Raw genomic sequence first — 24,296 nt, forward strand, 5'->3', positions numbered from 1 at the left:
CCCGCGTGCCATATTGCGGCAAAGGGAGGGATGGATGCGGGCCTTGCTCACCGACCTGGACGGAACCCTGCGCGACGGCGCCGCGGGCGTGCCCGCCGCCAACTGGGAAGCGCTGCGGCGCCTGGGCCGACACGGCGTGACGCGGGTGGTGGCCACCGGCCGCAGCCTTCACCATGTGGAGCGGGTGCTGGAGCGGGAGGCGCCCGTGGACTGGGTCATTTTCGCCTCGGGGGCCGGCTGGCGCCGCTGGCCCGACGGTCCCTGCCGGGCGCTGCCGGGCCTCTCCCCGCGGCGGGCCGCCGAATTGGGCGTCTGGCTGGACGGCCTGGGTCTCAGCTACAGCCTGCACGATCCGGTTCCCGCCAGCCACTGCTTCCAGTTCCGGGAGGGACGGCTGGACGGCACCGACTTCCGCCTCCGCCTGGAGCGGAACCGCCGCCACGGCCGCCCCCTCCCCGCCGGACCGCCCGTTCCGGACCTGTGGCCTCGGGGCGCCAGCCAAGCCCTGGTCATCGTGCCGCCGGGCGAGGACTGGCCTGTCCGCCTGGCGGCGGGCGCTCCCGATCTGCGCCTCCTGCATTCGACCAGCCCCCTCGATGGCCGCAGCCAGTGGATCGAGCTGCAGCCGGCGGGCGTCGGCAAGGGCGCGGCGGCGGCGACCCTGCTGGCGGAGCTGGGCATCGGGCGGGAGGGCTGCCTGGCCGTGGGCAACGATTTCAACGACCTGGACCTGCTGGAATGGGCGGGGCGCGCCGCCGTCGTGGGGAACGCGCCGCCCGAGCTGCGCGCCCGGTTCACCACCTGGGCGGCCTGCCCGGAGGGCGGACTGGCGCAGGCGATCGAGGACGGGTGGTCCCGGGAGGCGGCGGATTGAAGATCATCGCCCACCGCGGCGCCTCCGCCCACTTCCCGGAGCAGAGCGGGGCGGCAATCGCGGCCGCCTGGGCCCAGGGCGCGGACGGCGTCGAGGTGGACCTGCGCCTCACCGCCGACCGCCGCCTCCTGCTCCAGCACGACGCCAGTCTCCTGCGCTGCTGTGGCGACGCCCGGCGCGTGGCTCAGCTGGATTCCCGCCAACGGCACGGACTCAACGCCTGCCACGGTCGGCCCGACCTGCCCGCCGAGGCTCCCTTGATGGTCGAGGAGTTCCTGGAGCGGGTGCCGCCCGGCCGTCTGGCCGTGCTGGAATTGAAGGAGGGTCCCGCCCAGGCGGAGGCCCTGGCGCGGGCGCTGGGCCGCCGCCACCGGGACATCTGGCTCATCTCCTTTCACCGGGACACCCTGCGGCATTGCCAGCGGCTTCTGCCCGACCTGCCCATCCTCTGGCTGCGCAAAGGTCGACAGCCGCCCCTGCCCCGCACCCGCCGGGCATGGATGAGGACGGTGGCCGCGGCGGGCTGGGCCGGGCTGGATCTGGCGGACAGCCTGGTGGACCGGGTCATGGCCGCGGAACTGGCCGCCGCCGGGCTGACCCTGGGTGTCTGGACGGTGGACGATCCCCGGCGGGCGAGGGAGTTGGAAGACCTGGGCGTGGCCTGGCTGACCAGCAACCGGCCGGGAGAGATTAACAGAAAGTGGCCCTGATCAGGCTCTCCGCCCGCGGAAGACAGCCCAGGCGCCCAGGGCCTCGGCGCGACCGGTGGCGGGATCAGGATCGGCCAGCGGATAGCCCAGGGCGGCCCGCCGGTCGGCGGGCAGGAGCCAGGCCCGCCGCGCTTGATCGAGGGGCAGGTCGGCCAGCTCCGGCAGCCAGCGGCGGAGCAGGGCGCCCTCAGGGTCGGCGCGCCGGGCCTGCAGCTCCGGGTTGAAGAGGCGGAACCAGGGCTGGGCGTCCACGCCGCAGCCGGCGCACCATTGCCAGTTCATGGCGTTGAGGGCGGCATCCCAATCCACCAGCCACTCGCGGAAGACGGCCAGGCCGTCGGTCCAGGCTTGTCCCATCTGCTTGACCAGCCAGGTGCCCGCCATCATGCGCAAGCGGTTGTGCATCCAGCCGGTGGCGGCCAGTTGACGCAGCGCGGCGTCCACCACGGGAATGCCGCAGCGGCCTTCCCGCCAAGCAGCCAGACGCGAGGCCCCGGTTCGGCGCGGGAAATCGCGCCAGGCGGGGGAGAGGGGCTCCCACTCCAGCTCCGGGTGGCGGCTGTGCAGGGCCAGGGCGTACTCGCGCCAGACCAACTGCCGCTGCAGGGCATCGGCCAAGGGGCGACGGACGGCGTCCCCGGCGGCCTGGACCAGCCCCGCCCAGACCTGCCGTGCCCCCAGGTCGCCCCGGGCCAGCCAGGGCGAGAGACCGCTGCTGCCGCCGGGCTCCCCCGCCTCCACGCCGGCGCGCTCCCAGGCGACGGGGTCGGCGGGCCATTCCCGCGCCAGGAAGGCCTCAAGGCCGCGCTGGGCAGCCGCCGCGCCGGGCCTCCAACCGGGGGGCAGGCCCCCGTCGGCGGGAGGCGGAATCAGGCGCAGGGAAGCGAAGCGGGCCAGGAGGCCGGGATCCGGTCCGCGCAGGATGGGGAGGTCGAAGGGCGCCGGTACCACCACCCGGGCCAGGAAGCGGCGGTGGAAGGCGCTGAAGGAGCGGGGCAGCGCTTCCTCGGGCGGGAGCCAGGCGGAGAGGGGCAGCAGGCCGCGGCCATGGCGCACCACGGGCAGTCCGGCCGCGCCCAGGCGCAGCGCCAGCGCATCTTCCCGCCGGCCGGGACCGGCGTCGAGGTGGATCTCGCGCAGGCCGGCCGCGGTCAGCCGGCGCAGGATCCCGTCATCCAGATGCGCGGCGTCCAACACAGGGACGCCCGCCTTGGCCAGGTGGGCGGCCAGTTCGGCCAGGGACCGCCGCCGCCAGGCGGCGGCGCGCGGCGGCAGGGGCGGATCCGCCTCCACCGCCACCCAGGCCGCCGCGCCATGGGCGGCGTGGAGGGCTGGATTGTCGTGCCGGCGCAGGCATTCCGTCAACCAGACCAGGACCATCGTCGCCCCCTCCTGTCAAGCCCTCTTCAGCTTCCTCCCGCCGATGGCAAAGAGGCAATTGGCGGGCGTCCATGGTGCAGGCGGGCATCCTACCTTGCCCGGGAACTAAGGGGGGCGCCCACATGCGGATCCTCATCGCCGGTTCCACCGGCCTGCTGGGCCGGGCCCTGGTGGAGCGGCTGACCCGGCGCGGCCACGAGCTGTGGACCCTGGACCGCCAGCCCGTCGCGCCGCGCGGCCTCGCCTGGCCGGACAGCGTGGCGGCCCTGGCCGACCTGCTGCCGCCCGGCCTGGAGGGGGTGGTCAACCTGGCGGGCGCGCCCATCCTGCGCTGGCCCTGGACGAGGAACGCCCTGGCCGCCATCCGCGCCTCCCGCGTCGAGCGGACCCGGCAGCTGGCCGAAGCCCTGGCCCGCCGCGCCGCCACCGGGGCCAAGCCGCGCCTGTTGAGCGGCTCGGCGGTGGGCATCTACCGCCCGGGCTGGCCGGCGGTGGACGAGGCGGGTCCGGCGGCGGCGCACTCGGTGGTGGGCCGCCTTTGCCTGGAATGGGAGGCGGCGGCGCAGCCCGCGCGGGAGGCCGGACTGGCCGTGGCCTGGCTGCGCACCGGGCTGGTGCTGGACCCGGCCGGCGGCCTGCTCGGCCGCCTGCTGCCCGTCTGGCGTCTGGGGCTGGGGGGGCGGGTCGGCCCGCCCGACTTGCCCTGGAGCTGGATCCATCGCGAGGACTGGCTGCGCGCGGTGGACTTCATCCTCGACGGCGCCCTGGACGGCCCCTTCAACCTGTGCGCGCCGCGGCCCCTGCCCCAGAGCGAGGCCCTGGCCGAGCTGGGCCGCGTGCTGGGCCGGCCCGGCCGCCTGCCCGTCCCCTCCTGGCTGATCCGCCTGGCGGGAGGGGCGATGGGCCGCGAGCTGCTCCTGCAGGCCCCCGCCGCGCAACCTGCCCGGCTGCTGGAGAAGGGCTTCACCTTCCAGCACGGCGAACTGGGACCGGCCCTGGCTGATCTGCTCGGGGTGTCGCCTTGATCCGCCACCTGGAGTCCCAGATGGACTTCGCCGCCGCTCCCGAAGAGGTCTTCCCCTTTTTCGCCGACGCGGCCAACCTGGAGGAGATCACGCCGCCCGCCCTGCCCTTCCGCTGGCGCACCAGGATCGCGCAGCGCGGGATCCGCCCCTCTCCTTCCGCGACCTGCAGGAGCAGGGCCCCTGGGCCCTGTGGGACCACCTGCACACCTTCACGCCCCTGCCCTCGGGCGGCACGCGCATGGCGGACCTGCCGCGCGGCCGTCCTGCGGAGGCGATTCACGGCGCCGCCGCCCGCGGGAGGAGCCTGAGCGGCCGACAAGAGGCTGGCGCGGGCTTTGCTGGGAGGAGGCGCTTGACGGCGGGCCGGTCGGGCGATCCGGGGTCCGGCCGTCTTGCGCAATGTGTTGTCATGATTTGTTCAGAATTGCATGAGCAACAAGGGGCGACCAGGCAGAGGATGCCTCGTCCGATTGTCAAGAATCCGGCACAGGCATGCTGGCGCAGCCGGTGTCCAGGGAGATGAACCATGACGTGGATGCGGTGGAGTCTGGTGTGGGTGATGGCGCACGGCCTGAGCGCGGGGGCCGGGTGGATCGAGACGCGGCCGGGCGCCGTGACGGGCGTGAGGCTGGTGGCGGAGCAGGGGGCGCTGACCCGCCTTGTCTGTGAAGTGGCGGGCTTCGAGTCCCGCGATCAGCGCATCGGGCTCGAGGACTGGCAGCGCATCCGCGTGCCGGGCGCGGCCATCACCCTTGAGGCGGGCGCTCCCGAACTGCCCGTGCTGGCCGCCAGCGTCATCATTCCCGACCGGGGGGCGCGCCGCCTGCGCGTCATCGCCGCCGAGCACGTGGATCTGCCCCTGCGGCCGGTCCCGTCAAAGGGCAACCTGACCCGCGACGTGGATCCGGCCGATCTGCCCTGGACCTTCGGGCCGGCCTACCGGGCCGCCGCCTGGCCGCGCGAGCAGGCCCTGCTGCGCGAGCCCTACATCCTGCGGGACCACCGCGGCCAGACGGTGCTCTTCCAGCCCTTCCAGTACCTGCCCGGGGAGGGCCTGCTGCGTGTCTACACGCGCCTCGAAGTGGAGGTGGAGACGGACCCGGCGGCGGGGGAGGGGGCCAACCCCTTCCTGCGCCAGGAGCCGCCCGCGCGGCTTGACAAGGATTTTGCCGCCATCTATCGCCAGCGCTTCCTCAATTACGACGAGGCCGCCCGCTACACGCCGGCCGTGGAGGAGGGGCGCCTGCTCATCATCTGCCACGACGCCTTCCTGGAGGCCATGGCCCCCTTCGTGACCTGGAAGCGGCAGAAGGGCCTGGAGGTGGACCTGGTGCCGCGCACCCAGGCCGGCGGCACGGCGGCGGCCATCCAGAGCTACGTGGCGGCCTGTTATCAAAACCCGGGACTGGCCAGCCTGCTGCTGGTGGGCGACGCCGAGCAGGTGCCCAGCCCCCTGCACTCGGGGGGCAGTTCCGATCCCAGCTATGCCATGCTGGCGGGCAGCGACCATTATCCGGACATCCTGGTGGGCCGCTTCAGCGCCGCCACCGTGGCCCAGGTGGAGACGATGGTGCGGCGCTGCGTGGAGTACGAGCGCGATCCGCAGACGGGAGCCGACTGGTACCACAAGGCGACGGGCGTGGCATCGGCCGAGGGGACCGGCATCGGCGACGACGGCGAGGCGGACTGGGTCCACCTGAACAACATCCGCACCGATCTGCTGGGCTACACCTACACGGTGGTGGACCAGATCTACGATCCCGGCGCCAGCGCCGCCAGCGTCAGCGCGGCCCTCAACCAGGGGCGCGGCTTCATCAACTACTGCGGGCACGGCAGCACCACCAGCTGGGGGACGACCGGTTTCTCCAACAGCCACGTCAACGCCCTCACCAACGAGAACCGCCTGCCCTTCATCGTGGACGTGGCTTGCGTCAACGGTCAGTTCGCCGGCACCACCTGCTTCGCCGAGGCCTGGATGCGCGCCACGCGCAACGGCAACCCCACCGGTGCGGTGGGCATCTATGCCAGCACGATCAACCAGTCCTGGGCGCCGCCCATGGCCGCCCAGGATGAATGCACCGACCTCCTGGCGGCCGAGGCCTGCCTCAGTTTCGGCGCCTTGTGTTTCAACGGCGCCATGCGCATGAACGACGACTACGCCGACTGGGCCATGACCCGGACCTGGACGATTTTCACCGACCCCACCCTGCAGCTGCGCACGGCCAGCCCGCTGGCCCTGACCGTGGGCCATGCCGCCGAACTGCCCGTGGGCGCCGCGTTGTTTCCCGTGCAGACCGGGGCGCCGGGCGCCCGGGCCACCCTGTGGGGCGAGGGCGGGCGCGTGGGTACGGCCTTGGCCGACGAGGCCGGCCTGGCGCAGATCGAGGTGGAGGGGGCGCCGGCGGCCGGGCAGGCGCTCACCCTGACCGTGACCGCCTTCAACCATGAGACCTACCAGGGCCTGGTGACGGCCATCGCGCCGGAGGGCCCCTGGATCAGCCTGGCGGCGGCCGGCCTGCAGGGCGATGGTCTGGCCCTGCCCGGCGCCACCCAGTGGCTGCACATCACCTTGGCCAACGTGGGCACGACGGCGGCGGCGGACCTGTCCCTCAGTCTGGCCTCGGCCCACCCCGGCGTGGCGGGCATCATTGGATCACCTGCCCTGGCCTTCTTGCCGGCCGGCGCCACGGCGCAGCTGGGCGAAGCCTTCCAGATCCAGTTCAGCACCGCTTTCGCCAACAGCGAGGCCCTGCCCTTCCTGCTGACAATCGAGGCGGGGGACGGTGAGGCCTGGAGCGCCGCCTTCACCCTGAGCGGACGGGTGGCCCCGCGGGTCGAGACGACGCCGCAGGCCCTCTTCTTCAGCGCCCTTCCCGGCCAGACGGCCAGCGGACAGCTTGTCATCGCCAACACGGGTCATGCCGACCTGTCCTGGAGCCTGGCCGCGGCCGGTCCGCCCAGCCCGGCATCGGCGGAGCGGTCCATGCTGGGCTCGACCCTAAGCGCCGCCGAGACGGAATTCGTCAGCGGCGCGCCCCTCACCCTTCATCTCAGCCTCTTCAATGGTTCGCCCGACAATGAGTGGGCCTCCGCCGCGGCGCTGCAACTGCCCGCCGGCGTGACGGCGCTGGCCTCCAGCGACCTGGCGGTGGCCGGGGGCGGACGCCTCCAGACGGACGGCGTGACCGGGGAGGGGGTCCGCCTCACCTGGAGCGACCCGGACGGTGGCTGGGGCAACATCTACCCCAACCAGACGGCCGTGGGCACGGTGCAGCTTGACGTGCCGTACTCCTTCAGCGGCGATCTGACCCTGGCCTGGGACATCACAGGCGACATCTACGGGGCCGATCCCCACGTGGTGAGCGGGGCCTTCACCCTTGCCCACACGGGGGACGATCTGCCCCAGTGGCTGGAGGTGCAGCCGGCCCAGGGCCTTATCCCGCCCGGCGGGTCGCTGCAAGCCATGTTGACGGCCAGCGCGCTGGGATTGGAGGAGGGCCAGTGGACGGGTCTGCTTGTCCTGTCCAGCAACGATCCGGTCCGGCCCCTGCTCCACCTGCCCATCAGCTTCCAGGTGGGCGGCCTGCCGCCCGTGGCCGGGTTGCGCATCGTGCAGGAGGCCAATTGCCTGCTGCGCCTGGAGTGGGAGGCCGTGCCCCAGGCCGCCACCTATCGCATCTGGCAGAGCGAGGGCCTGGACCAGCCCTTCCTGCCGCTGGCGGAATGCACCGTGACCAATTGGAGCCTGCCCTGCCGGTCGGTGGGCACCCGGCTTTTCCGGGTGACGGCCTTGACCCCATAGGAGGACGCGGCGTCAAAATCAGTTCAGCAATAGAGTCTGTTTTCAATTCCATCCCGTACCTACCATGTGGGTGGCGGCCAGGCCGGGACCGGCGCTGGCCTCCTGGAAAGGGTGGAAAGCATGGCGGAGCGATCCCGGGCCTGGAGCGAATCCCTCGCCCTCATCGAGGAGCAGCATGAGGGATTGCAGGCGGCGACCTCCCGCTTCCTGGATGCGGCTGGACAGCATCGCGGCCAAGGCGAACTTTATGATTGTCTTGATGATTTGTTGAGTAATTTAGAGAAGCACTTCATATCCGAAGAACAGATCATGAGCCGGGTCGGCTATGCGGGCCTCCATGCCCACCGCCTGCTGCACCAGGCCTGCCTGGACCAGCTCCGCGGCGAGAAGGAGCACCTGGCCCTGGGCCAGCTGCGCAGCCGGTCCGTCTATGAGGAAATGTTCCGCACCTGGATCACGGACCACCTGCACACCCAGGATCGCCGCTTCATCGACTTCCTGGACCGCGCCGAGGACGCCACTCCCTGACAGGGCTGGTCGACCCAGCCCCCCCCCCGCCACCAGGCCGCCGGCTCAGGGCGTGACGGCCTTCACCCGGTAGAGCCTCGTCCAGCCCGGCAATGCCGCCTCCGACCAGGAGGTCTCCACCGTCTGCGCCAGGAGGGTCCACGGCTGCGCCAGTCCCGCCGCGCCCTCGACGAGGTAGCGGGCCGCCCCCGGCACCGGCTCCCAACTGAGCTGCACCTGGCCGGCCACCAGCTCCACGGCGAGGAGGGGGCTCGCCAGGGCCGTGGCCACGGCCGTGGCGTGGTGGGGATCGGCCCGTCCAGTGAAAGGATGCTGTTCGAAGCGTCCGCTCAGGTCGGCCGCCTGCAGGCAGTACTCCAGCTCCTGCCCGGCGGCCAGCGCCGGCAGCCAAGTCCGCCATTCCGCCCCGTCCGCCTGCAGGGCCAACGCCGTCCAGGGTCCGCCGTCCACGCGGTGCCAGCAGCGCAGGGAATCCACGATGAGGGCCTGTCCGCTGCAGGCGGTGATGGTGGCCCGCAGCTCGCGGGGCTGGCCCGCGACCAGGGTGTCGGCCAGCGGCAGGTGGTGGATGCGCAGGAGGCCGGGATCGGCCAGGCCGATGGCGCGGCAATGGAGGGCGTCCGTGCTCTCCCAGCTGCCCGTGAAGCCCAGCACCTCGAAGCCCGGGAGGGCGGCCTGGTAGACGGCCAGCGCGGCGGCGTCCCAGGTGGAGTTCATGATAGGGACGAAGACGCGGCCGTTGAGGATGAGGGAGTTGGTGTAAGGTTGGTTGTTGGGCGTCCAGACGCGGTAGATCTGGTAGGGCGTGCCCCAGCTGCTCGTGGCCGCGGCGAACCAGGCCGCCGTCGCCTCGATCTCGTCGTACTGGGCGTGGCTGGCCGGCACTTCGCGGATGAGCACCTTGTCCACGTCGAGGAACTTGCCCCAGCAGTCGATGTGGTCGATGTAGGTGTTGTTGGGGTCGGGCAGGGTGTGGTAGCGCTCCACCCCCAGGTAGTCGAGGACCCGTTGCCCGATCTGTTGGATGGTCAGCCCCGGGTTCTCCGTCACCACCAGGTCGCTGGAGGCGGCGGCGCCGTAGCCGTCGCTCATCCAGTTGCCCCCCGTGTGGACGAGGTTCATGCCGTAGCAGTCCAGGCCCAGGTGGGCGGCCACCCGCCAGGGAACGTCGTCGTCCAGGGGCCGCGGCCGGTTGTAAGGGAAATCGACCACGGCCACCTCGTCCCCCGTCTGGGCGAACATGGGTCCGTAGTCCCGCGTCCAGTAGGAGTTGGTGGAGGCGTGGAGGAAGCTACAGTTGGCCAGGTTGACACCCGCCGACGTGTACTGGGCGCGCACCGTGTTCTCCTGGGAGGGTCCGCTCACCAGGGTGAGGACGGGGGTCTCCACGGACAGGGCGGCGATGAGGGCGAGGGAGACGCCGAAAGGATAGCGCACGAGCACGGCGGCCTGCCGCTCGAACTCGGCGATGGAGCGGGGCGGCAGGGCGGGGGGTGGCGTCTCGGTGAAGGTGCGCCCGATCTCGTCCAGACGGCCCAGCTCGTCCGGCGTCAGCCAGTGGGGCAGGGAGCCGGGGTTGGCCGCCTGCCAGGCCCGGGTGCGGGCCTCCAGCTCGGCCAGGACATCCTGGTTGGCGGCGGTCGCCATGGAAGCGGCGGCCAGCGCAAATGCCAGCGACACGACAAGAGGACGTAGAGCGGCCATGGTCAGGCTCCCTGCTTGACGTGCCCATCGGCGGCGCCTCGTATCGGCCAGTCTGACGTGAGTGCGGGAATGGGCACGTGTTCCGGACGCCTGATGGTGGGAAAGGCTGGTCTTTGGTGCAAGCCTGCCGACAATGAGGACCATTTGCTTACTTGGCGCCGTGACGCCAAACAAGCATTCATCGCCGGCCGGTTGATCCGGCCGGTGGCCAATTCGAGGACACCATGAGCATGATCACTGCCGCACGCTTCGGCATCCTGGTTCCGATCCTGACCCTGTGCCTGGCCGCCAGCGGAGGCTGCAAGAAGGCGCCGGTCCGTCTGGAGAAGCTGGATTCGGACTTGCAGAAGTTCAGCTATGCCATCGGCATGGACATGGGCGGTTATCTCAAGGACCAAGTGGGCGAGATCGATCTGGTTGCCTTCCAGCAAGGCCTGGAGGATGCCCGCACGGGCGGCAGCCTCCTCCTCTCGGACGAGGAATCCCAGACCATCAAAATGACGGAAGGCCAGCGTCGAGCCGACGAGATGGCGCAGCAGAACGAGGAGAAGAGCAAGGTGTTCCTGGAGACCAATGCCAAGAAGAGCGGTGTGACGACCACGGCCAGCGGCCTGCAGTTTGAGGTGATCACCCCGGCGGAAGGCCCCAAACCCACCACCGAGAGCACCGTCACCGTCCATTACACGGGCACCCTGACCGACGGCACCGAGTTCGACAGCAGCGTCAAGCGCGGCCAGCCCGCCACCTTCCCCCTGGGCGGCGTCATTCCGGGCTGGACGGAAGGCCTCCAGCTCATGGGCGTGGGCGGCAAGTACCGCTTCGTCATTCCGCCGGACCTGGGCTATGGTCCCCGCGGCGCGGGCAACGTCATTCCGCCCAATTCCGTGCTGGTCTTCGAGGTGGAGCTCATCTCATTCGAGTAGCCGGCGAAAAAGCCCCGTTCAGGTCCGGTCCTCGCGCGGGGGCCGGACTTTTTCTTGGCCCTTCCGCTTCGGGATCCGGCCTGGCCGGCCCGCCCCATGCGCCTGCACCCTGCCGCCGGCTGTGGTATCTTCCCCCGGCCGGTGGAGGAGACGTGGCCTCGCGACTGGCCCGCCGCCCGCCCCGTCCGGCCTGCCACACCATGGATAGGAGCACATCATGCTGCGGATCGCTTTTCTCCTGCTGCTGCTCACGCGGCCCCTGCCGGCCGACGAGGTGACCGACTGGATCGACGAGGGACGCACGGCCTGGCTGGCGGGCAAGCCCGACGAGGCGATCCAAAGCCTGGACTATGCCTCCCAGTTGATCAGGCAGCAGAAGGGTGAACGGCTGGAAGCCGCCCTGCCCGCCGCCCTGGCCGGTTGGCGGAAAACGGATTCGGGCAGCTCCGCCCTGGGATCGGCCTTCTTCGGCGGCGCCACCGGCGCCAATGCCCAGTACGAGCGGACGGCCGGGGATGAGGGCTCCACCTGCTCCATCAGCATTGCCACCGACAATCCGATGATGGGCATGCTGCTTGCCTCCTTCGCCTCGCCCATGATGCTGACCTCCTCCGGCCAGAAGCTGATCAAGATCGGCGCCCACAAGGCCACCCTCGACTACGACGCGCAGGAGCGCGATGGGACGATCATGGTGGTCGTCGGCCAGAAGGTGCTGGTCAGCGTGCAGGGCAACGCCGTCAGCGAGGCGGATCTGCGCGCCTATGCCGAGGCCGTGCACTACGACGTGATCGAGAAGGTGCTGCAAAGCCAATGACAACCATGGGCGGCGTGATGGCGGGGCGGCCGTGAAGGCGGCCCGCCTGCAACGATTGAGACGCTTCCTGGGGGGGCTGGCCGAGGAACAGCTGCGCCAACCCCCTGCCCACCATGTGTTGAAACCGGCCCGCGAATTGGCCCATCCCCGCGACCGGGAGCTGGCCGCCTACTTGCTCTGCATGCTGCAGGTGGGCGACGCGGCGGCCTCGCGCCAGGTGTCGGGGCTTCTGCTCAACCGCCTGGGGCGGCAGCCGGGCCTCACCCTGGTCAAGGCCAGCCGCCAGATGTTGCATGACCTGTGCCGGGACTTGCAGCTGGGCTTCATTGGGCCGGAGGGCCTGGGGCTGTGGCTGTCCGGCCTGCGCAACGCCCTGCGGCGCCACCGCAGCCTGGCCGACCTGTACCAGGCCAGCCTGGGGCCGGCCGGCACCCGCCCGCCGCTGGTGACTCTTGACCGCTTCGTGGTGGAGCTGTCCCACGGGCTGGATGAGGCGGCCTGCCGCGAGCATCGGCTGGGCCACCTTCTGCCGCGGCCGGCCAAGGGGTCGGCCACTGCCCGCCTGCACCTCTTCCTGCGGGCCGTCTGCCGGCCGGACGACGGACTGGATCTGGGACTGTGGAGCCGGCCCAGTCCGGAACACCTGCTCCTGCCCCTCGAGCAAGCCTCGCTGGACCGCCTGCGCTGGTTGAAGCTCTGCGAACGGGAGAAGCCCTGCCGGGGGGCCGTGCTGGAGGCCACCCAGCAGTTGCGGCAGCTGCGCCCGGCCGATCCGGTCTACTACAGCCATGCCCTCGATCGCCTGCTTGTGCTGGATCTGGACATCGAAGCCATGCGCCAGCGCTTCCGCCACGCCTAGCAGCCTGTCGGACTTGGCCACTTGGCGGTCTTCATCGCCCCAATCGGTCCGGATTTTCCGCAAGTTTCTTGAACAGACCACCAGTATGCCCTGCGAAACTTCCGAAAAACCGGCCACGATTTGGGCGCGAATCCCATCCAAGGCCCAAGCCCGACAGGCTGCTAGCAGCCTGTCGGGCACACTCTGATAGACCGCCGGACTCCCCGCACCTCCCCCCATCCTTGTCACCCCTTGGGTCCAATGCTATGTTGGACACCTGTTTTTGAAAGGATTCCATGTCCCCTGCCCCGGCCGCCCCGCGCCCCTGCCTGCCTCCGCCCCGATCGGGCGGCGAGGCGGGAGACCCCCGCGCCCACGACTGGTCCGCCGTGCTGAGCTGGCTGGAGGAGGGGCGGGGCTTCCTGCTAACCACCCACGTCCATCCGGACGCCGACGGCCTGGGCAGCCTGGCCGCCCTGGCCCAGGCCCTGCAGGAGAAAGGCCGCCGCACCGTCATCCTGCTGCCGACGCCCATGCAGGAGAACTGCCGTTTCCTCTTCGAGGGCTGCGCCGGCCAGATCTGGCAGGGTGAGGACGTGGCGCGGGCCGACCTGGAGGGCGTGGATCGCGCTGTCATCCTGGATGTCTCCAGCCTGGGCCGCGTGGGAGCGGTGGCCGCCCTGATCGAGGCCCGTCGCCTGCCCACCCTCGTGCTGGATCATCACCTGGCCAACGACCTGGCCGGGCTGAGCGCCGTCTTTCCCGGCCTGAGCAGCACGGGAGAAGTGGTGGCCGCCCTGCTGGCCGCCTGGGGGGTGCGTCCCGGTCCCGCCATGGCCCAGGCCCTCTATGCCGCGCTGACCACCGACACGGGCGGCTTCGCCTTCAGCAGCACGACGGGGGATACCCTGGAGCTGGCCGCCGCCCTGGTGCGGGCCGGCGCCCGTCCTGAGCGGGTCCATGCCGAACTGGACCAGAACCACCCGCCGGAGCGCTACGACCTGCTGGCCCTCTTCCTGGCCTCGCGGCGCTCCCATGCCGGGGGCCGCCTGCTGGAGTTCGCCCTGACCCGCGAGATGCTGGCCCGCAGCGGCGCCACGCGGGAGGACAGCGACGGCTTCGCCAACCTTGGGCTCAGCATCCGCGGTTGCCAGATGTGCATCGTCCTCTGTGAGCTGGACGACGGGGCGGCCAAGGTCAACCTGCGCTGCGTGGCCCCGCGCGACGCCGCCGCCATCGCCCTGGCCTTGGGCGGCGGCGGGCACCGCTACGCCGCCGGCGCCACGGTCCGGCAGGAGGCCGGCCTGCGCGAGCAGGTGCTGGCCCTGGCCCTGGCCCAGTTCGATGACGAGGCGGGGCCGGCCGGCCGGGTGGCGACCGCATGAGACCGCCCCGCCCTGCATCGCCCGCGTCCCGGGTCCGCGTCGACCCGCCCGGGCGCTCATCCGCCCGCCGCGGCCAACCATCGTGTCCATTCGTGTCCAGGAAGGAGCGCGCATGCCGCGCCTGATTGAGAGCATCGCTTCGCCCGCCGACCTGCGCGCCCTGCCCGAGGACCGTCTGGATGTGGTCTGCCGCGAGCTGCGCGAATTCGTCATCGAGGTCATCACCCAGGTGGGCGGCCATCTGGGCGCCAGCCTGGGCGTGGTCGAGCTGACCGTGGCCCTGCACCGCGTCTTCGAGACGCCCCGCGACGTGCTGGTCTGGGATGTGGGCCACCAGGCCTATATCCACAAGCTGCTGACGGGCCGGCGCACGCGCTTCGCCACCATCCGCCAGTACCGCGGGCTGTCGGGTTTCCTCAAGCGCAGCGAGTCGGAGCACGACCAGTTCGGCGCCGGCCACGCCTCCACCTCCATCTCGGCCGCTCTGGGCTTCGCCGAGGCCGCCCACCACCTGGGCCAGCAGCGGCACGTGGCTGCCATCATCGGCGACGGCTCCATGACGGGCGGCCTGGCGATGGAGGCCCTCAACAACGCCGGCATCAGCCAGCGGGACCTGCTGGTCATCCTCAACGACAACACCCTGTCCATCAGCCCCAACGTCGGCGCCCTCTCCCGCACCTTCACCGAGATGACGACCAGTCCGCGCCTCAACCGCCTGCGCGACCAGGTGTGGGAGGCCCTGGGCCGCCTGCCCGACAGCACCAGCCGCCGCGCCCGCGAGCTGGGCCGCCGCCTCGAGGAGAGCCTCCACTCCATGGTGACGCCCGGCCTCCTCTTCAACGAGTTCGGCTTCCGCTACTTCGGGCCGGTGGACGGCCACGACCTGCCCGGGCTGATCCGCATCCTGGAGCGCCTCAAGCAGATCCGCGGGCCGCGCCTCCTGCACGTCCTCACCGTCAAGGGCAAGGGCCTCGAAGTGGCGGAAAAGGATCCGGTGAAATACCACGGGGTGGGCGGCAAGCTGACCGACACGGGGGACATCCCCGCGCCACCGCCCCCGCCGGACCGGCCCACCGCCCCGGCCTACCAGTCCCTCGTGCCGAGGATCCTGGCGCCCATCGCCCGCCGCGACAAGCGCCTGGTGGCCATCACGGCGGCCATGGCCGAGGGGACGGGCCTGGCCGAGTTCGCCCGCCAGTTCCCGGAGCGCTGCTATGACGTGGGCATCGCCGAGGGCCATGGCGTCACCTTCGCGGCGGGTCTGGCCGCCGCAGGCATGCGACCGGTGGTGTGCATCTATTCCACCTTCCTGCAGCGCGCGGTGGACAGCATCGTGCACGACGTGGCCCTCCAACATCTGCCCGTCCTCTTCCTGCTGGACCGGGCCGGGCTGGTGGGAGCGGATGGACCCACCCACCACGGCACGCTGGACATCGCCTACCTGTCCATGGTGCCAGGCATGGTGGTGGCGGCCCCGGCCGACGGCAACGAGCTGCATGACCTGGTGGCCACCGCCCTGGCCCATGAGGGCGGCCCCTTCGCCATCCGCTACCCCAAGGACAACAGTTTCTGCTGGGAGGCGGAGCGCGCCCCCCGGCTTCTGCCCCTGGGCAGTTGGAGCCAGCTCCGGCCCGGCGACGGCCCTGTGCTGGTGGCCACCGGCGCCATGGTGCGGGAGGCCCTCGAGGCGGCGGACCTGCTCGCCGCCCGTGGCGTGGATTGTGGCGTGGTCAACGCCCGCTTCATCAAGCCCATGGACACGGCCCTGCTCGACCAGCTGGCCCGGCACGCCGGCCCGCTCTATGCGGTGGAGGAGGGCGCCGTCCTCAACGGCTTCGGCGCCATGCTCCGACAGGAACTGGCCGCCCGCGGCCATGCCGGCCGCCTGACAAGCCTGGGCCTGCCCGACGACTGGGTGGAGCATGGCGAACGCCGCATCCTGCTCCACACGGTGGGCCTGACCGGCGACGATCTGGCCAAGCGGGTGGCGAAGGATCTCGGCCTGGCATGAGGGGATCGGGATCGTCATCCGGATCGCTATCGGGATCGGTATCGGTATCGGTATCGACCCCCGATCCGCGGGGCGAGCGGTGTTGGAAGCGGGACTGGTGTGAGTCCCAAGGCCAGGGTTGATTCGATATCGATATCGATATCGATATCGATGAGTTGCTCATAGCGATGCCCCGGAAGGGGAGAAAGCAGGGAGGCATGATCATCCATCTTGCCCGCGAGGCGGGCTTCTGCTTCGGGGTCGAGCGGGCCATCGACATGGTCCAGGCGGCGCGGGAGAGCGCGCCGGAGCGTCCCATCGACATCCTGAACGAGATTGTGCACAACCGGCACGTCATCGATGACTTCGCCCGCCAGGACGTGCGCAGCGTCAACTCGGTGGATGGATCGCGGGACGGCATCTTCGTCATCAGCGCCCACGGTGTCAGCCCGGAGGTTGTCAAGGAGGCCCACCAGCGCGGACTGGAGGTGCTGGACGTCACCTGCCCGCTGGTGACCAAGATCCACCGCACGGCGGAGAAGCTGGTGCGGCAGGGCTACGAGGTGCTGCTCCTGGGCGACGAGGGCCATGACGAGGTGGAGGGCGTGCTGGGCGTGGCCCCGGCCCACATCCACCGCATCCGCCAGCCGGAGGAGGCGGCGGACCTGCCCTCCTGGGAGAGGGTGGCGCTGGTCTCCCAGACGACCCAGGGCATGGCCGAATTCGACCGGATGGAGGAGGCCCTGCGCCGGCGCTTCCCGCACATCGAAGTGCACAACACGATCTGCCACGCCACGGAGCAGCGCCAGGAGGCCATCGTCGAGCTGGCCCGGGAAGCCGAGGCGGTGATCGTGGTGGGTTCCGCCAACAGCGCCAACGCCTGCCGGCTGCGCGACATCGCCGCCGACATGGGACGTCCGGCCTGGCTGATCGAGGATGAAAGCGGCCTGGAGGCGGACTGGGTCCGGGGCCGCCGGGTGGTGGGGGTGTCGGCGGGGGCGTCGACGCCGGACAAATTGATCCGCGGCGTGATCGAACGGCTGGAAAGCCTGGGCGGCACGCTGCGGCCATTGCCGGGACAGGACCTGGGCCGCATTCGGCCAGGCCTGGCTTCGGCCGCCAACTAATGGGGGATTTTGTGGAGATACGTGCCCGCAAAGGCTCGCTGGCCACCTTGAAGACAGAACTCTACGTCCTGGGCCTCTTCAAGGGGGAAGCTCTCTTTGGCGATGTGGCCGTCCTGGCCGCGCACTTTCCGCTGGAGGCGGCCCTCCAGCATGACTTCAAGGGCGAGAAGGGGGAACAACTCCTCCTTCTGCCCACGGGCGCCTGCCCCGTGCGGCGCGTGCTGCTGCTGGGTCTGGGCGAGCGCGGGAAGTTCTCGCTGAAGGCGGCCACCGAGATCTACGGCGGCCTCATGCTGTCGCTGCGGGAGAAGAGCTTCCGTGACGCGGTGGTGGAATTCCCCCTGCTCGAGGAGGACGGGCCCGTCCCGGCGGACCTGGCCCTGGCGCTGGGTCGCGCCCTCAAGGTGGGCAGTTGGAGATTCGAGCGCTACAAGAGCAAGCCCAAGACAAGCACGCTGGCCAACCTGGCCCTGCGGGCCGGCGAGCAGCCGGCCAAGCCCCTCACCGACGCCTTCCTGCGCGGCGCCCTCATCGGCGAAGGGGTCAACCACGCCCGCGACCTGGCCCAGGAGCCGGGCAACACCGTGACGCCGGGATTTCTGGCGGACAACGCCCGCGCCATCGCCGCCGCCTCGGGGGGCAAGGTCAAGACCCGCGTGCTGGGCGAGGCCCAGTTGCGGAAGCTTGGGGCCGGCGGCATCCTGGCGGTGGGGCAGGGCAGCCGCGAGGAGAGCCGCCTCATCGCCCTGGAGTACCGCTGCGGCAAGCCCAAGGCGCGGCGCCTGGCTTTCATCGGGAAGGGCATCACCTTCGACTCGGGCGGCATCAGCATCAAGCCCTCCGCCCAGATGGAGGAGATGAAGTACGACATGTGCGGAGCCGCCGCCGTGCTGGGTCTTTTCCAGGTGATCGCCCGCCTGGCGCCCGGCGTCGACGTGCTGGGCGTCATCCCGGCCGCCGAGAACCTGCCCGACGGCCAGGCCTACAAGCCGGGGGACATCATCCGCCTGCTGTGCGGCAAGACGGTGGAAGTGGTCAACACGGACGCCGAGGGGCGCCTCCTGCTCTGCGACGCCCTCAGCTGGGCCGAGCGCACCTTCCAGCCCGACGCCATGGTGGACCTCGCCACCCTGACCGGCGCCGTGCTCATCTGCCTGGGCCATGAGATGAGCGCCGTCCTGGGCAACGATCCGGCCATGGTCGAGGCCGTGGTGGACGCCGGCAGCCGCTCGGGCGACGTGTGCTGGCCCCTGCCCCTGGCCGAGGACTACAAGGCGATGGTCAAGTCGCCGGTGGCCGACATCCGCAACAGCACCAACACGCGGGAGGCGGGCACCATCACCGCCGCCTGCTTCCTGAACGAGGCGGTGTCCGAGGAGACGCCCTGGGCGCACATCGACATCGCGGGGACGGCCTGGGTGGCGAAAAAGGCCGGCTATCCGGCCGGACCCACCGGCGTGGGCGTCCACCTGCTGGCGGAGTTGCTGGACACCTTCGCCGGATAAGGCGCCGGCAGCGGGGCGGTCGGCCGGTGGATTCGCATGACACTTGGCCGCGGGTCCTTGTCCATCCTCCCCGTCGTCACGGGAGGCGCCCGCCTTGGCGGGCGCTTTGTTCCCTGTCACAGGAGAAAGGAGGCCGCGCATGGCGCGGCAACGTCAGACCCTTCCCGACGCGTGGCTGGGGCTGGACCCCGCCGAGATGACGGCCCGGGTGCGGGCCCACAAGGAGCGGCTGGGCGCCGATCTCTGCATCCTGGGCCACCACTACCAGAAGCAGGAGGTGATCGAGCTGGCCGACCACCGGGGCGACAGCTACGGCCTGTCCAAGACGGCCGCGGCCCTCGACGCCCGCTGGATTGTCTTTTGCGGCGTGGAGTTCATGGCGGACAGCGCCCGTCTGCTGGCCCGCGAGGACCAGGTGGTGGTCCATCCCGACACCAGCGCCGGCTGCCCCATGGCCGACATGGCCGACCAGGCCGGCACCGAGCGCGCCTGGCGGGAGCTGGGGGAGGCGCTGGGCTCGACAAAAGGAGTCATTCCCGTCACCTACGTCAACAGCGACGTGGAGACAAAGGCCTTCACCGGCCGCCTGGGCGGCGCCGTCTGCACCAGCTCCAACGCCGGCCGGATCTTCGACTGGGCCCTGTCCCGCGGCGAGCGCATCTTCTTCTTCCCCGACGAGCATCTGGGTCGCAACACGGCCTTCCACAAGGGATTCCAGGACGAGGAAGTGGCCCTCTGGAACCCGGCCCTGCCCCTGGGTGGCCTCAGCGCCGACCAGGCGCGCCGCGCCCGCGTCCTGTTGTGGAAGGGCTACTGCCACGTCCACACCCACTTCACCGTGGAGATGATCGAAGCGGAGCGGGCCGTGGACCCCGACCTGCAGGTCATCGTCCACCCTGAATGCCGGCGGGAAGTGGTGGCCGCCGCCGACGAGGCGGGCTCCACGGCCCACATCATCGACTGGTGCCGGGCGCGGGCCCCGGGCAGCCGCATCCGGGTCGGCACCGAGCTGAACCTGGTGCAGCGCCTGCAGCTGGAGAACCCGGACAAGGAGATCCGCCCCCTGGACCGCAGCCTCTGTCCCAACATGTGGAAGATCAGCCTCAACGACCTGCTTTGGGTGCTGGACCGCCTGGGCGAGGTCAACGTGGTGGAGATCCCGCCCGAGCTGCAGGCCGACGCCCGGCTCGCCCTGGAACGCATGTTGGCCGTGTGATCAGCATCTCCCGCCTGCGGACCGCCGCCGCCCTGGATCTGCACAGCCATTCCCTGCATTCGGACGGCAGCCTGGCCCCCTGCGAGGTGGCGCGCCGCATGGTGCAGGCCGGTGTGGGAACGGGCGCCCTCAGCGACCATGACACCATGGCCGGTGTGCCCGAGTTCGGGCGTGAGGCCGCCCGCCACGGCATGAAATGCCTGCCCGCCGTCGAGCTGACCTGCGCCTGCGCCGAGCTGCTCCCCCTCCGCGACGAGGAGACCCGCCGCCGGGAGGCGGCGAGGGAGGCCGGGCGCACCCCGGCGCCGGCCCCCACCGGCCCGGTGGAGGTCCATCTGCTTGTCTACGGTATTCCTCCCGGCCAGGCCGAACTTGAGGAGTTGATGGCCCGCATCCGCGCCATGCGCCGGGGCCGGGTGGCGGCCATGGCCGCCCGCTTGGCCGAGCTGGGCCTGCCCCTGGACCTCTCCCCCCTGGCGGCGCGGCTGGAGACGGGCAGCGTGGGCCGGCCCCACCTGGCCCGCCTGCTTGTGGCGGAGGGACGGACCGCCTCCATCAACGAGTCCTTCCAGAAGTGGCTGGCCGATGGCCGCCCCGCCTGGCTGCCCAAGCAGCTGCCCGAGCTGCGCGAGGCCCTGCGCCTGGCCCAGGGCCTGGGCGGCGTGGCCATCGCCGCCCACCCGGGCAAGACCCTGCCCCCCGGCGCCGCCCTCACGCTGATCGACCTGGGGGTGGATGGGCTGGAGGCGCGCCATCCCAGCCATCGCGCCGCCATGGTGCAGGAACTCCACGACCTCTGCCGCCGCAACCGGCTCTCCGCCTCGGCGGGCAGCGACTTCCATGACCCGCGCCTGGGCCGCTACCATGCGCCGCTGTGGCGGCCAGCCGATGTGGGAGGGCGGCTCCAGGACCTGCTCGCCGCCTTGTGAGGATGAAGATATGTCGGTATACTACTTGTAGAATTCAGGGATAATAGCTTAGGATCAATAAAGACATTATAATGTGTCAAAATGATTCATTGTTGTTTTCGCAGTTTGAGTTATTGACTGATATTTAACAGGAAATAAAATCATTACCTATAGATCCTTACTTGTTTATGATGACAACCAAGGTGGTCCCGGATCGCCCGTGGGGGACCGTCCCTGATTACTACCTTGCGCCCCGCGCCCCCGGCCGTGATGCGGCGGCGCCCTCCGGCCCCCAGGGCGGCCGGCGACAAGGAAAGGACACTCACCCATGACGGATTGGATGTATTGCCTGCTGGCCTTCCTGGCGGGCGGTGGGCTGGCGGCCGCTCTCATCCTGACCCTCCAGCGGCAGCGGGGCCGGGCGGGCGACGAGATCCTCGCCCAGGCGCGCCAGGAGGCGGAGACCCTGCGCAAGCAGGCCCTGGTCAATGCCCGGGAGGAGTGGCTGGTCAAGGAGAACCGGCGCAAGGCCGACCTCAAACAGCGCGAGAAGAAGCTGCAGCAGAAGGAGCAGCAGCTTAAGGGCCATGAGGCGGAGATCCGCGGTTCGCAGAAGGCCGTCCAGGATCTGGAGATGGAACTCACCCTCAAGGCCAAGATGCTGGACCACAAGGAGGAGGAGCAGAAGTCCCTCAAGGACGAGCTGAAGCTCCGCCTCGAGGAGGTCCAGCACCGGCTGGAGGCCGTCTCCGGGCTGACGATGGAGGAGGCCCGCCGCCAGGTGCTGGAGCAGGCCGAGCAGCGCTACGAGAGCGAGGCGGCCCAGCTGGCGGCGGAGATCAAGGGGCAGGCCCGCGAGAACGCCTCACGCGAGGCGCGGGAGGTGATTGTCACCACCATCGAGAAGATGGCGGCCGACGCCACCAGCGAGGCGACGATCAAGGAGGTCGAGATCCCCAACAACCGTATCAAGGGCATGGTGATCGGCCGGGAAGGCCGCAACATCAAGTCCTTCGAGGCGATCACGGGGACGAAGATCATCGTCGACGAGACACCGGACACCATCGTCATCTCCTGCTTCGATCCAGTGCGGCGGGAGATCGCCCGCCAGGCCCTCGACACCCTGATCAAGACGCGCAACTTCAGCCCGCGCACCATCCAGGACGCCGTGACCAAGGCCACGCGCACGGTGGAGAACATCATGAACGAGGCGGCGGGCAAGGTGCTCAAGGACCTGCGTCTGAGCGTCCACCCCGACCTCAAGCGCATGCTGGGCCGCCTGCGCTTCCGCACCAGCTACGGCCAGAACGTGCTCGACCACAGCCGCGAGGTGGCGCGCATCGCCGGCAGCCTGGCCGCCGAGCTGGGCCTGGACGTGATGCTGGCCAAGCGGGCCGGCCTGCTCCACGACGTGGGCAAGGCCGACTCCAACGGCAGCGACCGCAGCCACGTGGCCATCGGCGTCGAAGTATGCAAGCGGGTGCGCGAGCATCCCATCGTCATCAACTCGGTGATGGCCCACCACAACGAGGCGCCGCCCATCGATCCCATCAGCGAACTGGTGACAGCGGCGGACATCATCTCCAGCTCCCGGCCGGGTGTGCGGCGGGACAGCGTGGACAGCTACACGCGCCGCGTGGAGATGCTGGAGGGAATCGCCGGAGGCTTCCCGGGCGTGCATCGAGTCTACGCCCTCTACGCCGGTCGCGAGATCCGCGTTGTGGCCGAGTCGGCCCGCGTGGACGACGCCATGAGCGAGAAGCTCTCCAGCGACATCGCCGAGAAGATCTCCCAGGACATGCAGTTCCCGGGGCAGATCAAGGTGGTCGTCATCCGCGAGTCCCGCGCCGTGGCCACGGCCGTCTAGCGGCTTGGCGGGCTGGGCGCCGGGAGCGGCCGTCCCGTCATCATGAAGGGGGAACTCAGATGCAGAACGGCATGGCGTGGCGGGAGGGCATGTCCTGCGGCATGTGCCTGACGGAGGACCCGCTCCTGGCCTACTTCCCCGACCCCTTCAACGAGGAGACCTGGTTCTGCCAGGCATGCTGGGAGCGCTGCGAGCGCCAGCAGGCCATGATCGACGAGGACCTCGAACAGAACCCCGAGATCGAGAACTGATCCCCGCCGCGGCGCATTGTGCCCCCTGCGGGGCTGCCCTATATTTGTCAAGAAATCGACAACCGGCCGCGGGCCGGTGGACGCCACGCCGGGTAGGGTTGGCGCGGCGTCTCCCATCATCCCATTCCGTCACAGGAGACTTCCATGAGCAAGATCACGGTGATCGGCGCCGGCAACGTGGGCGCCACTTGCGCCCAGCGCCTGGCGGAGAAGCAGCTTGCGCAGACGGTGGTGCTGGTCGACATCGTCGATGGCATCCCCCAGGGCAAGGCCCTCGACATGTGGGAGACGGCCCCCATCGAGGGCTATGACACCCGCATGGTGGGCACCAACGGCTACGCGGAGACGGCGGGCAGCGACGTCATCATCATGACGGCGGGACTCGCCCGCAAGCCGGGGATGAGCCGCGACGACCTGCTCAAGATGAACACCGAGATCGTCTGGAGCTGCATCAGCCAGGCCGCCCCCTTGAGCCCGGAGGCCGTCCTCATCGTCGTCTCCAACCCGCTGGACGCCATGACCTACGTGGCGCTCAAGGCCTCCGAGTTCCCCCACAAGCGCGTCTTCGGCATGGCGGGCATCCTGGACACGGCCCGTTACCGCAGCTTCATCGCCGAGGCGATGAACGTCAGCGTGAAGGACGTCCAGGCCATGGTGCTGGGCGGCCACGGCGACACGATGGTTCCCCTGCCCCGCTACACGACGGTGGGCGGCATCCCCTTGCCCGAGCTGATGCCGGCGGCCCAGATCGAAGCCATCGTCCAGCGGACGCGGGACGGCGGCGCCGAGATCGTCAAGTACCTGAAAACAGGCAGCGCCTACTACGCCCCCAGCGCCGCGGCGGTGGAGATGGCGGACAGCGTGATGCGCAACCGCAACCGCATCCTGCCTTGCGCCGCCTGGCTGACCGGCGAGTTCGGGCAGAAGGACGTCTACATGGGTGTCCCCACCATGATCGACCGCACGGGCGTGGCGAAGGTTCTTGAGATGCCGCTGAACGAGGCCGAGCGCGCCCTCTTCGAGGCCAGCCTTGTCCACTGCCGCAAGAACGTGGCGGAGGCGGAGGCCCTGCTCGCCAGCATGAAGTAGATCCGCCCCTGCGGGCCGGGGCGCGGGCAGCCGTCCCGGGCGCTGCGCCGGGTTCGACGGACACGCCAACCCCGCTGACGCGGGATGTTCCGCGCTGGCGCGCGGTGGCTTCCCACTTTCTTTTCGCAAAAAGAAAGCGGGGCAAAGAAAAGGCTTGCAGACCCTGCCCGGCGGAGTGTGTGACACGCGCGGGGTCGCGCGTATGACGACTTTGTGGTCCCATCTCTTCGGCCTCTGCGCGCGCATACTTCCCGCCTTCGCTTCGCTGCGGCGGTCAGTCGCGACGCACGACGAGGCCGAAAAGAGGGCGTTGACATGCCAGGTGCTGCTTCGCCAGGAATGAGGCATGGCCGCTTGAGG

19 protein-coding genes are annotated in these 24,296 nt (G+C 70.3%); 17 read left to right on the forward strand and 2 right to left on the reverse strand.

The annotated features are described in order from the left end of the window. Positions 1-34: 34 nt before the first annotated feature. Complete coding sequence (locus Q8O14_09255; GenBank protein ID MDP2360925.1) at positions 35-874, forward strand: HAD hydrolase family protein; 840 nt, start codon at positions 35-37, stop codon at positions 872-874. Beyond that, on the forward strand, positions 871-1,584 hold the full coding sequence (locus tag Q8O14_09260) for a glycerophosphodiester phosphodiesterase family protein (protein ID MDP2360926.1): 714 nt from the start codon (positions 871-873) through the stop codon (positions 1,582-1,584). The genes Q8O14_09255 and Q8O14_09260 overlap by 4 nt, the downstream gene beginning before the upstream one ends. On the opposite strand, the gene Q8O14_09265 is transcribed toward Q8O14_09260, so the two are convergent. Next, positions 1,585-2,964, reverse strand: a complete 1,380-nt coding sequence (locus Q8O14_09265) for a deoxyribodipyrimidine photo-lyase/cryptochrome family protein (protein ID MDP2360927.1) — start codon at positions 2,962-2,964, stop codon at positions 1,585-1,587. A gap of 122 nt (positions 2,965-3,086) precedes the next feature. Between Q8O14_09265 and Q8O14_09270 the strand changes: the two genes are divergently transcribed. The 3 genes from Q8O14_09270 (at position 3,087) to Q8O14_09280 (ending at position 8,319) form a co-directional block, all read left to right on the forward strand. Next, positions 3,087-3,989 carry a TIGR01777 family oxidoreductase gene (locus Q8O14_09270; protein ID MDP2360928.1) on the forward strand — a complete coding sequence of 301 codons (903 nt, stop codon included), beginning with the start codon at positions 3,087-3,089 and terminating at the stop codon, positions 3,987-3,989. Between the two features lie 526 nt (positions 3,990-4,515). After that, positions 4,516-7,791 carry a C25 family cysteine peptidase gene (locus Q8O14_09275; GenBank protein ID MDP2360929.1) on the forward strand — a complete coding sequence of 1,092 codons (3,276 nt, stop codon included), beginning with the start codon at positions 4,516-4,518 and terminating at the stop codon, positions 7,789-7,791. 120 nt (positions 7,792-7,911) lie between these two features. Further along, positions 7,912-8,319, forward strand: a complete 408-nt coding sequence (locus Q8O14_09280) for a hemerythrin family protein (protein MDP2360930.1) — start codon at positions 7,912-7,914, stop codon at positions 8,317-8,319. A gap of 45 nt (positions 8,320-8,364) precedes the next feature. Here the strand turns inward: Q8O14_09280 and Q8O14_09285 are convergent, their stop codons facing one another. Continuing rightward, positions 8,365-10,023, reverse strand: a complete 1,659-nt coding sequence (locus Q8O14_09285) for an agmatine deiminase family protein (protein ID MDP2360931.1) — start codon at positions 10,021-10,023, stop codon at positions 8,365-8,367. Between the two features lie 224 nt (positions 10,024-10,247). Between Q8O14_09285 and Q8O14_09290 the strand changes: the two genes are divergently transcribed. The 12 genes from Q8O14_09290 to mdh all read left to right on the forward strand — a co-directional run bounded on the left by Q8O14_09290 (position 10,248) and on the right by mdh (position 23,936). After that, positions 10,248-10,946, forward strand: a complete 699-nt coding sequence (locus Q8O14_09290; protein MDP2360932.1) for an FKBP-type peptidyl-prolyl cis-trans isomerase — start codon at positions 10,248-10,250, stop codon at positions 10,944-10,946. A gap of 217 nt (positions 10,947-11,163) precedes the next feature. Further along, complete coding sequence (locus tag Q8O14_09295) at positions 11,164-11,760, forward strand: hypothetical protein (protein MDP2360933.1); 597 nt, start codon at positions 11,164-11,166, stop codon at positions 11,758-11,760. Between the two features lie 31 nt (positions 11,761-11,791). Next, on the forward strand, positions 11,792-12,619 hold the full coding sequence (locus Q8O14_09300) for a DUF2400 family protein (protein MDP2360934.1): 828 nt from the start codon (positions 11,792-11,794) through the stop codon (positions 12,617-12,619). Positions 12,620-12,894: 275 nt separating this feature from the next. Beyond that, a complete protein-coding gene (locus Q8O14_09305; protein ID MDP2360935.1) occupies positions 12,895-13,983 on the forward strand; it encodes a DHH family phosphoesterase in 1,089 nt (362 codons plus the stop codon). A gap of 112 nt (positions 13,984-14,095) precedes the next feature. Beyond that, the gene (gene dxs, locus Q8O14_09310; protein MDP2360936.1) at positions 14,096-15,994 is read left to right on the forward strand and encodes a 1-deoxy-D-xylulose-5-phosphate synthase; all 1,899 of its coding nucleotides are present in this window, start codon (positions 14,096-14,098) and stop codon (positions 15,992-15,994) included. A gap of 197 nt (positions 15,995-16,191) precedes the next feature. Then, positions 16,192-17,100: a 4-hydroxy-3-methylbut-2-enyl diphosphate reductase gene (ispH, locus tag Q8O14_09315; protein MDP2360937.1), complete on the forward strand. Its 909-nt coding sequence runs from the start codon at positions 16,192-16,194 to the stop codon at positions 17,098-17,100. 11 nt (positions 17,101-17,111) lie between these two features. Next, a complete protein-coding gene (locus tag Q8O14_09320) occupies positions 17,112-18,605 on the forward strand; it encodes a leucyl aminopeptidase (GenBank protein MDP2360938.1) in 1,494 nt (497 codons plus the stop codon). Between the two features lie 139 nt (positions 18,606-18,744). Beyond that, positions 18,745-19,821, forward strand: coding sequence for a quinolinate synthase NadA (nadA, locus tag Q8O14_09325; protein MDP2360939.1), 1,077 nt, complete (start codon positions 18,745-18,747; stop codon positions 19,819-19,821). Continuing rightward, entirely contained in the window at positions 19,818-20,750 is a 933-nt protein-coding gene (locus Q8O14_09330; GenBank protein MDP2360940.1) for a PHP domain-containing protein, read from the forward strand. Before nadA ends, Q8O14_09330 begins: the two co-directional genes overlap by 4 nt. Before the next feature lie 307 nt (positions 20,751-21,057). Continuing rightward, positions 21,058-22,596 carry a ribonuclease Y gene (gene rny / locus Q8O14_09335; GenBank protein ID MDP2360941.1) on the forward strand — a complete coding sequence of 513 codons (1,539 nt, stop codon included), beginning with the start codon at positions 21,058-21,060 and terminating at the stop codon, positions 22,594-22,596. A gap of 59 nt (positions 22,597-22,655) precedes the next feature. Further along, positions 22,656-22,847: a hypothetical protein gene (locus Q8O14_09340; protein MDP2360942.1), complete on the forward strand. Its 192-nt coding sequence runs from the start codon at positions 22,656-22,658 to the stop codon at positions 22,845-22,847. 144 nt (positions 22,848-22,991) lie between these two features. After that, the gene (mdh, locus tag Q8O14_09345; GenBank protein MDP2360943.1) at positions 22,992-23,936 is read left to right on the forward strand and encodes a malate dehydrogenase; all 945 of its coding nucleotides are present in this window, start codon (positions 22,992-22,994) and stop codon (positions 23,934-23,936) included. Positions 23,937-24,296: the final 360 nt, after the last annotated feature.

The sequence above is a fragment of the bacterium genome (genome assembly GCA_030685015.1).
In the GTDB taxonomy this organism is placed as follows: Bacteria; CAIWAD01; CAIWAD01; order CAIWAD01; family CAIWAD01; genus CAIWAD01.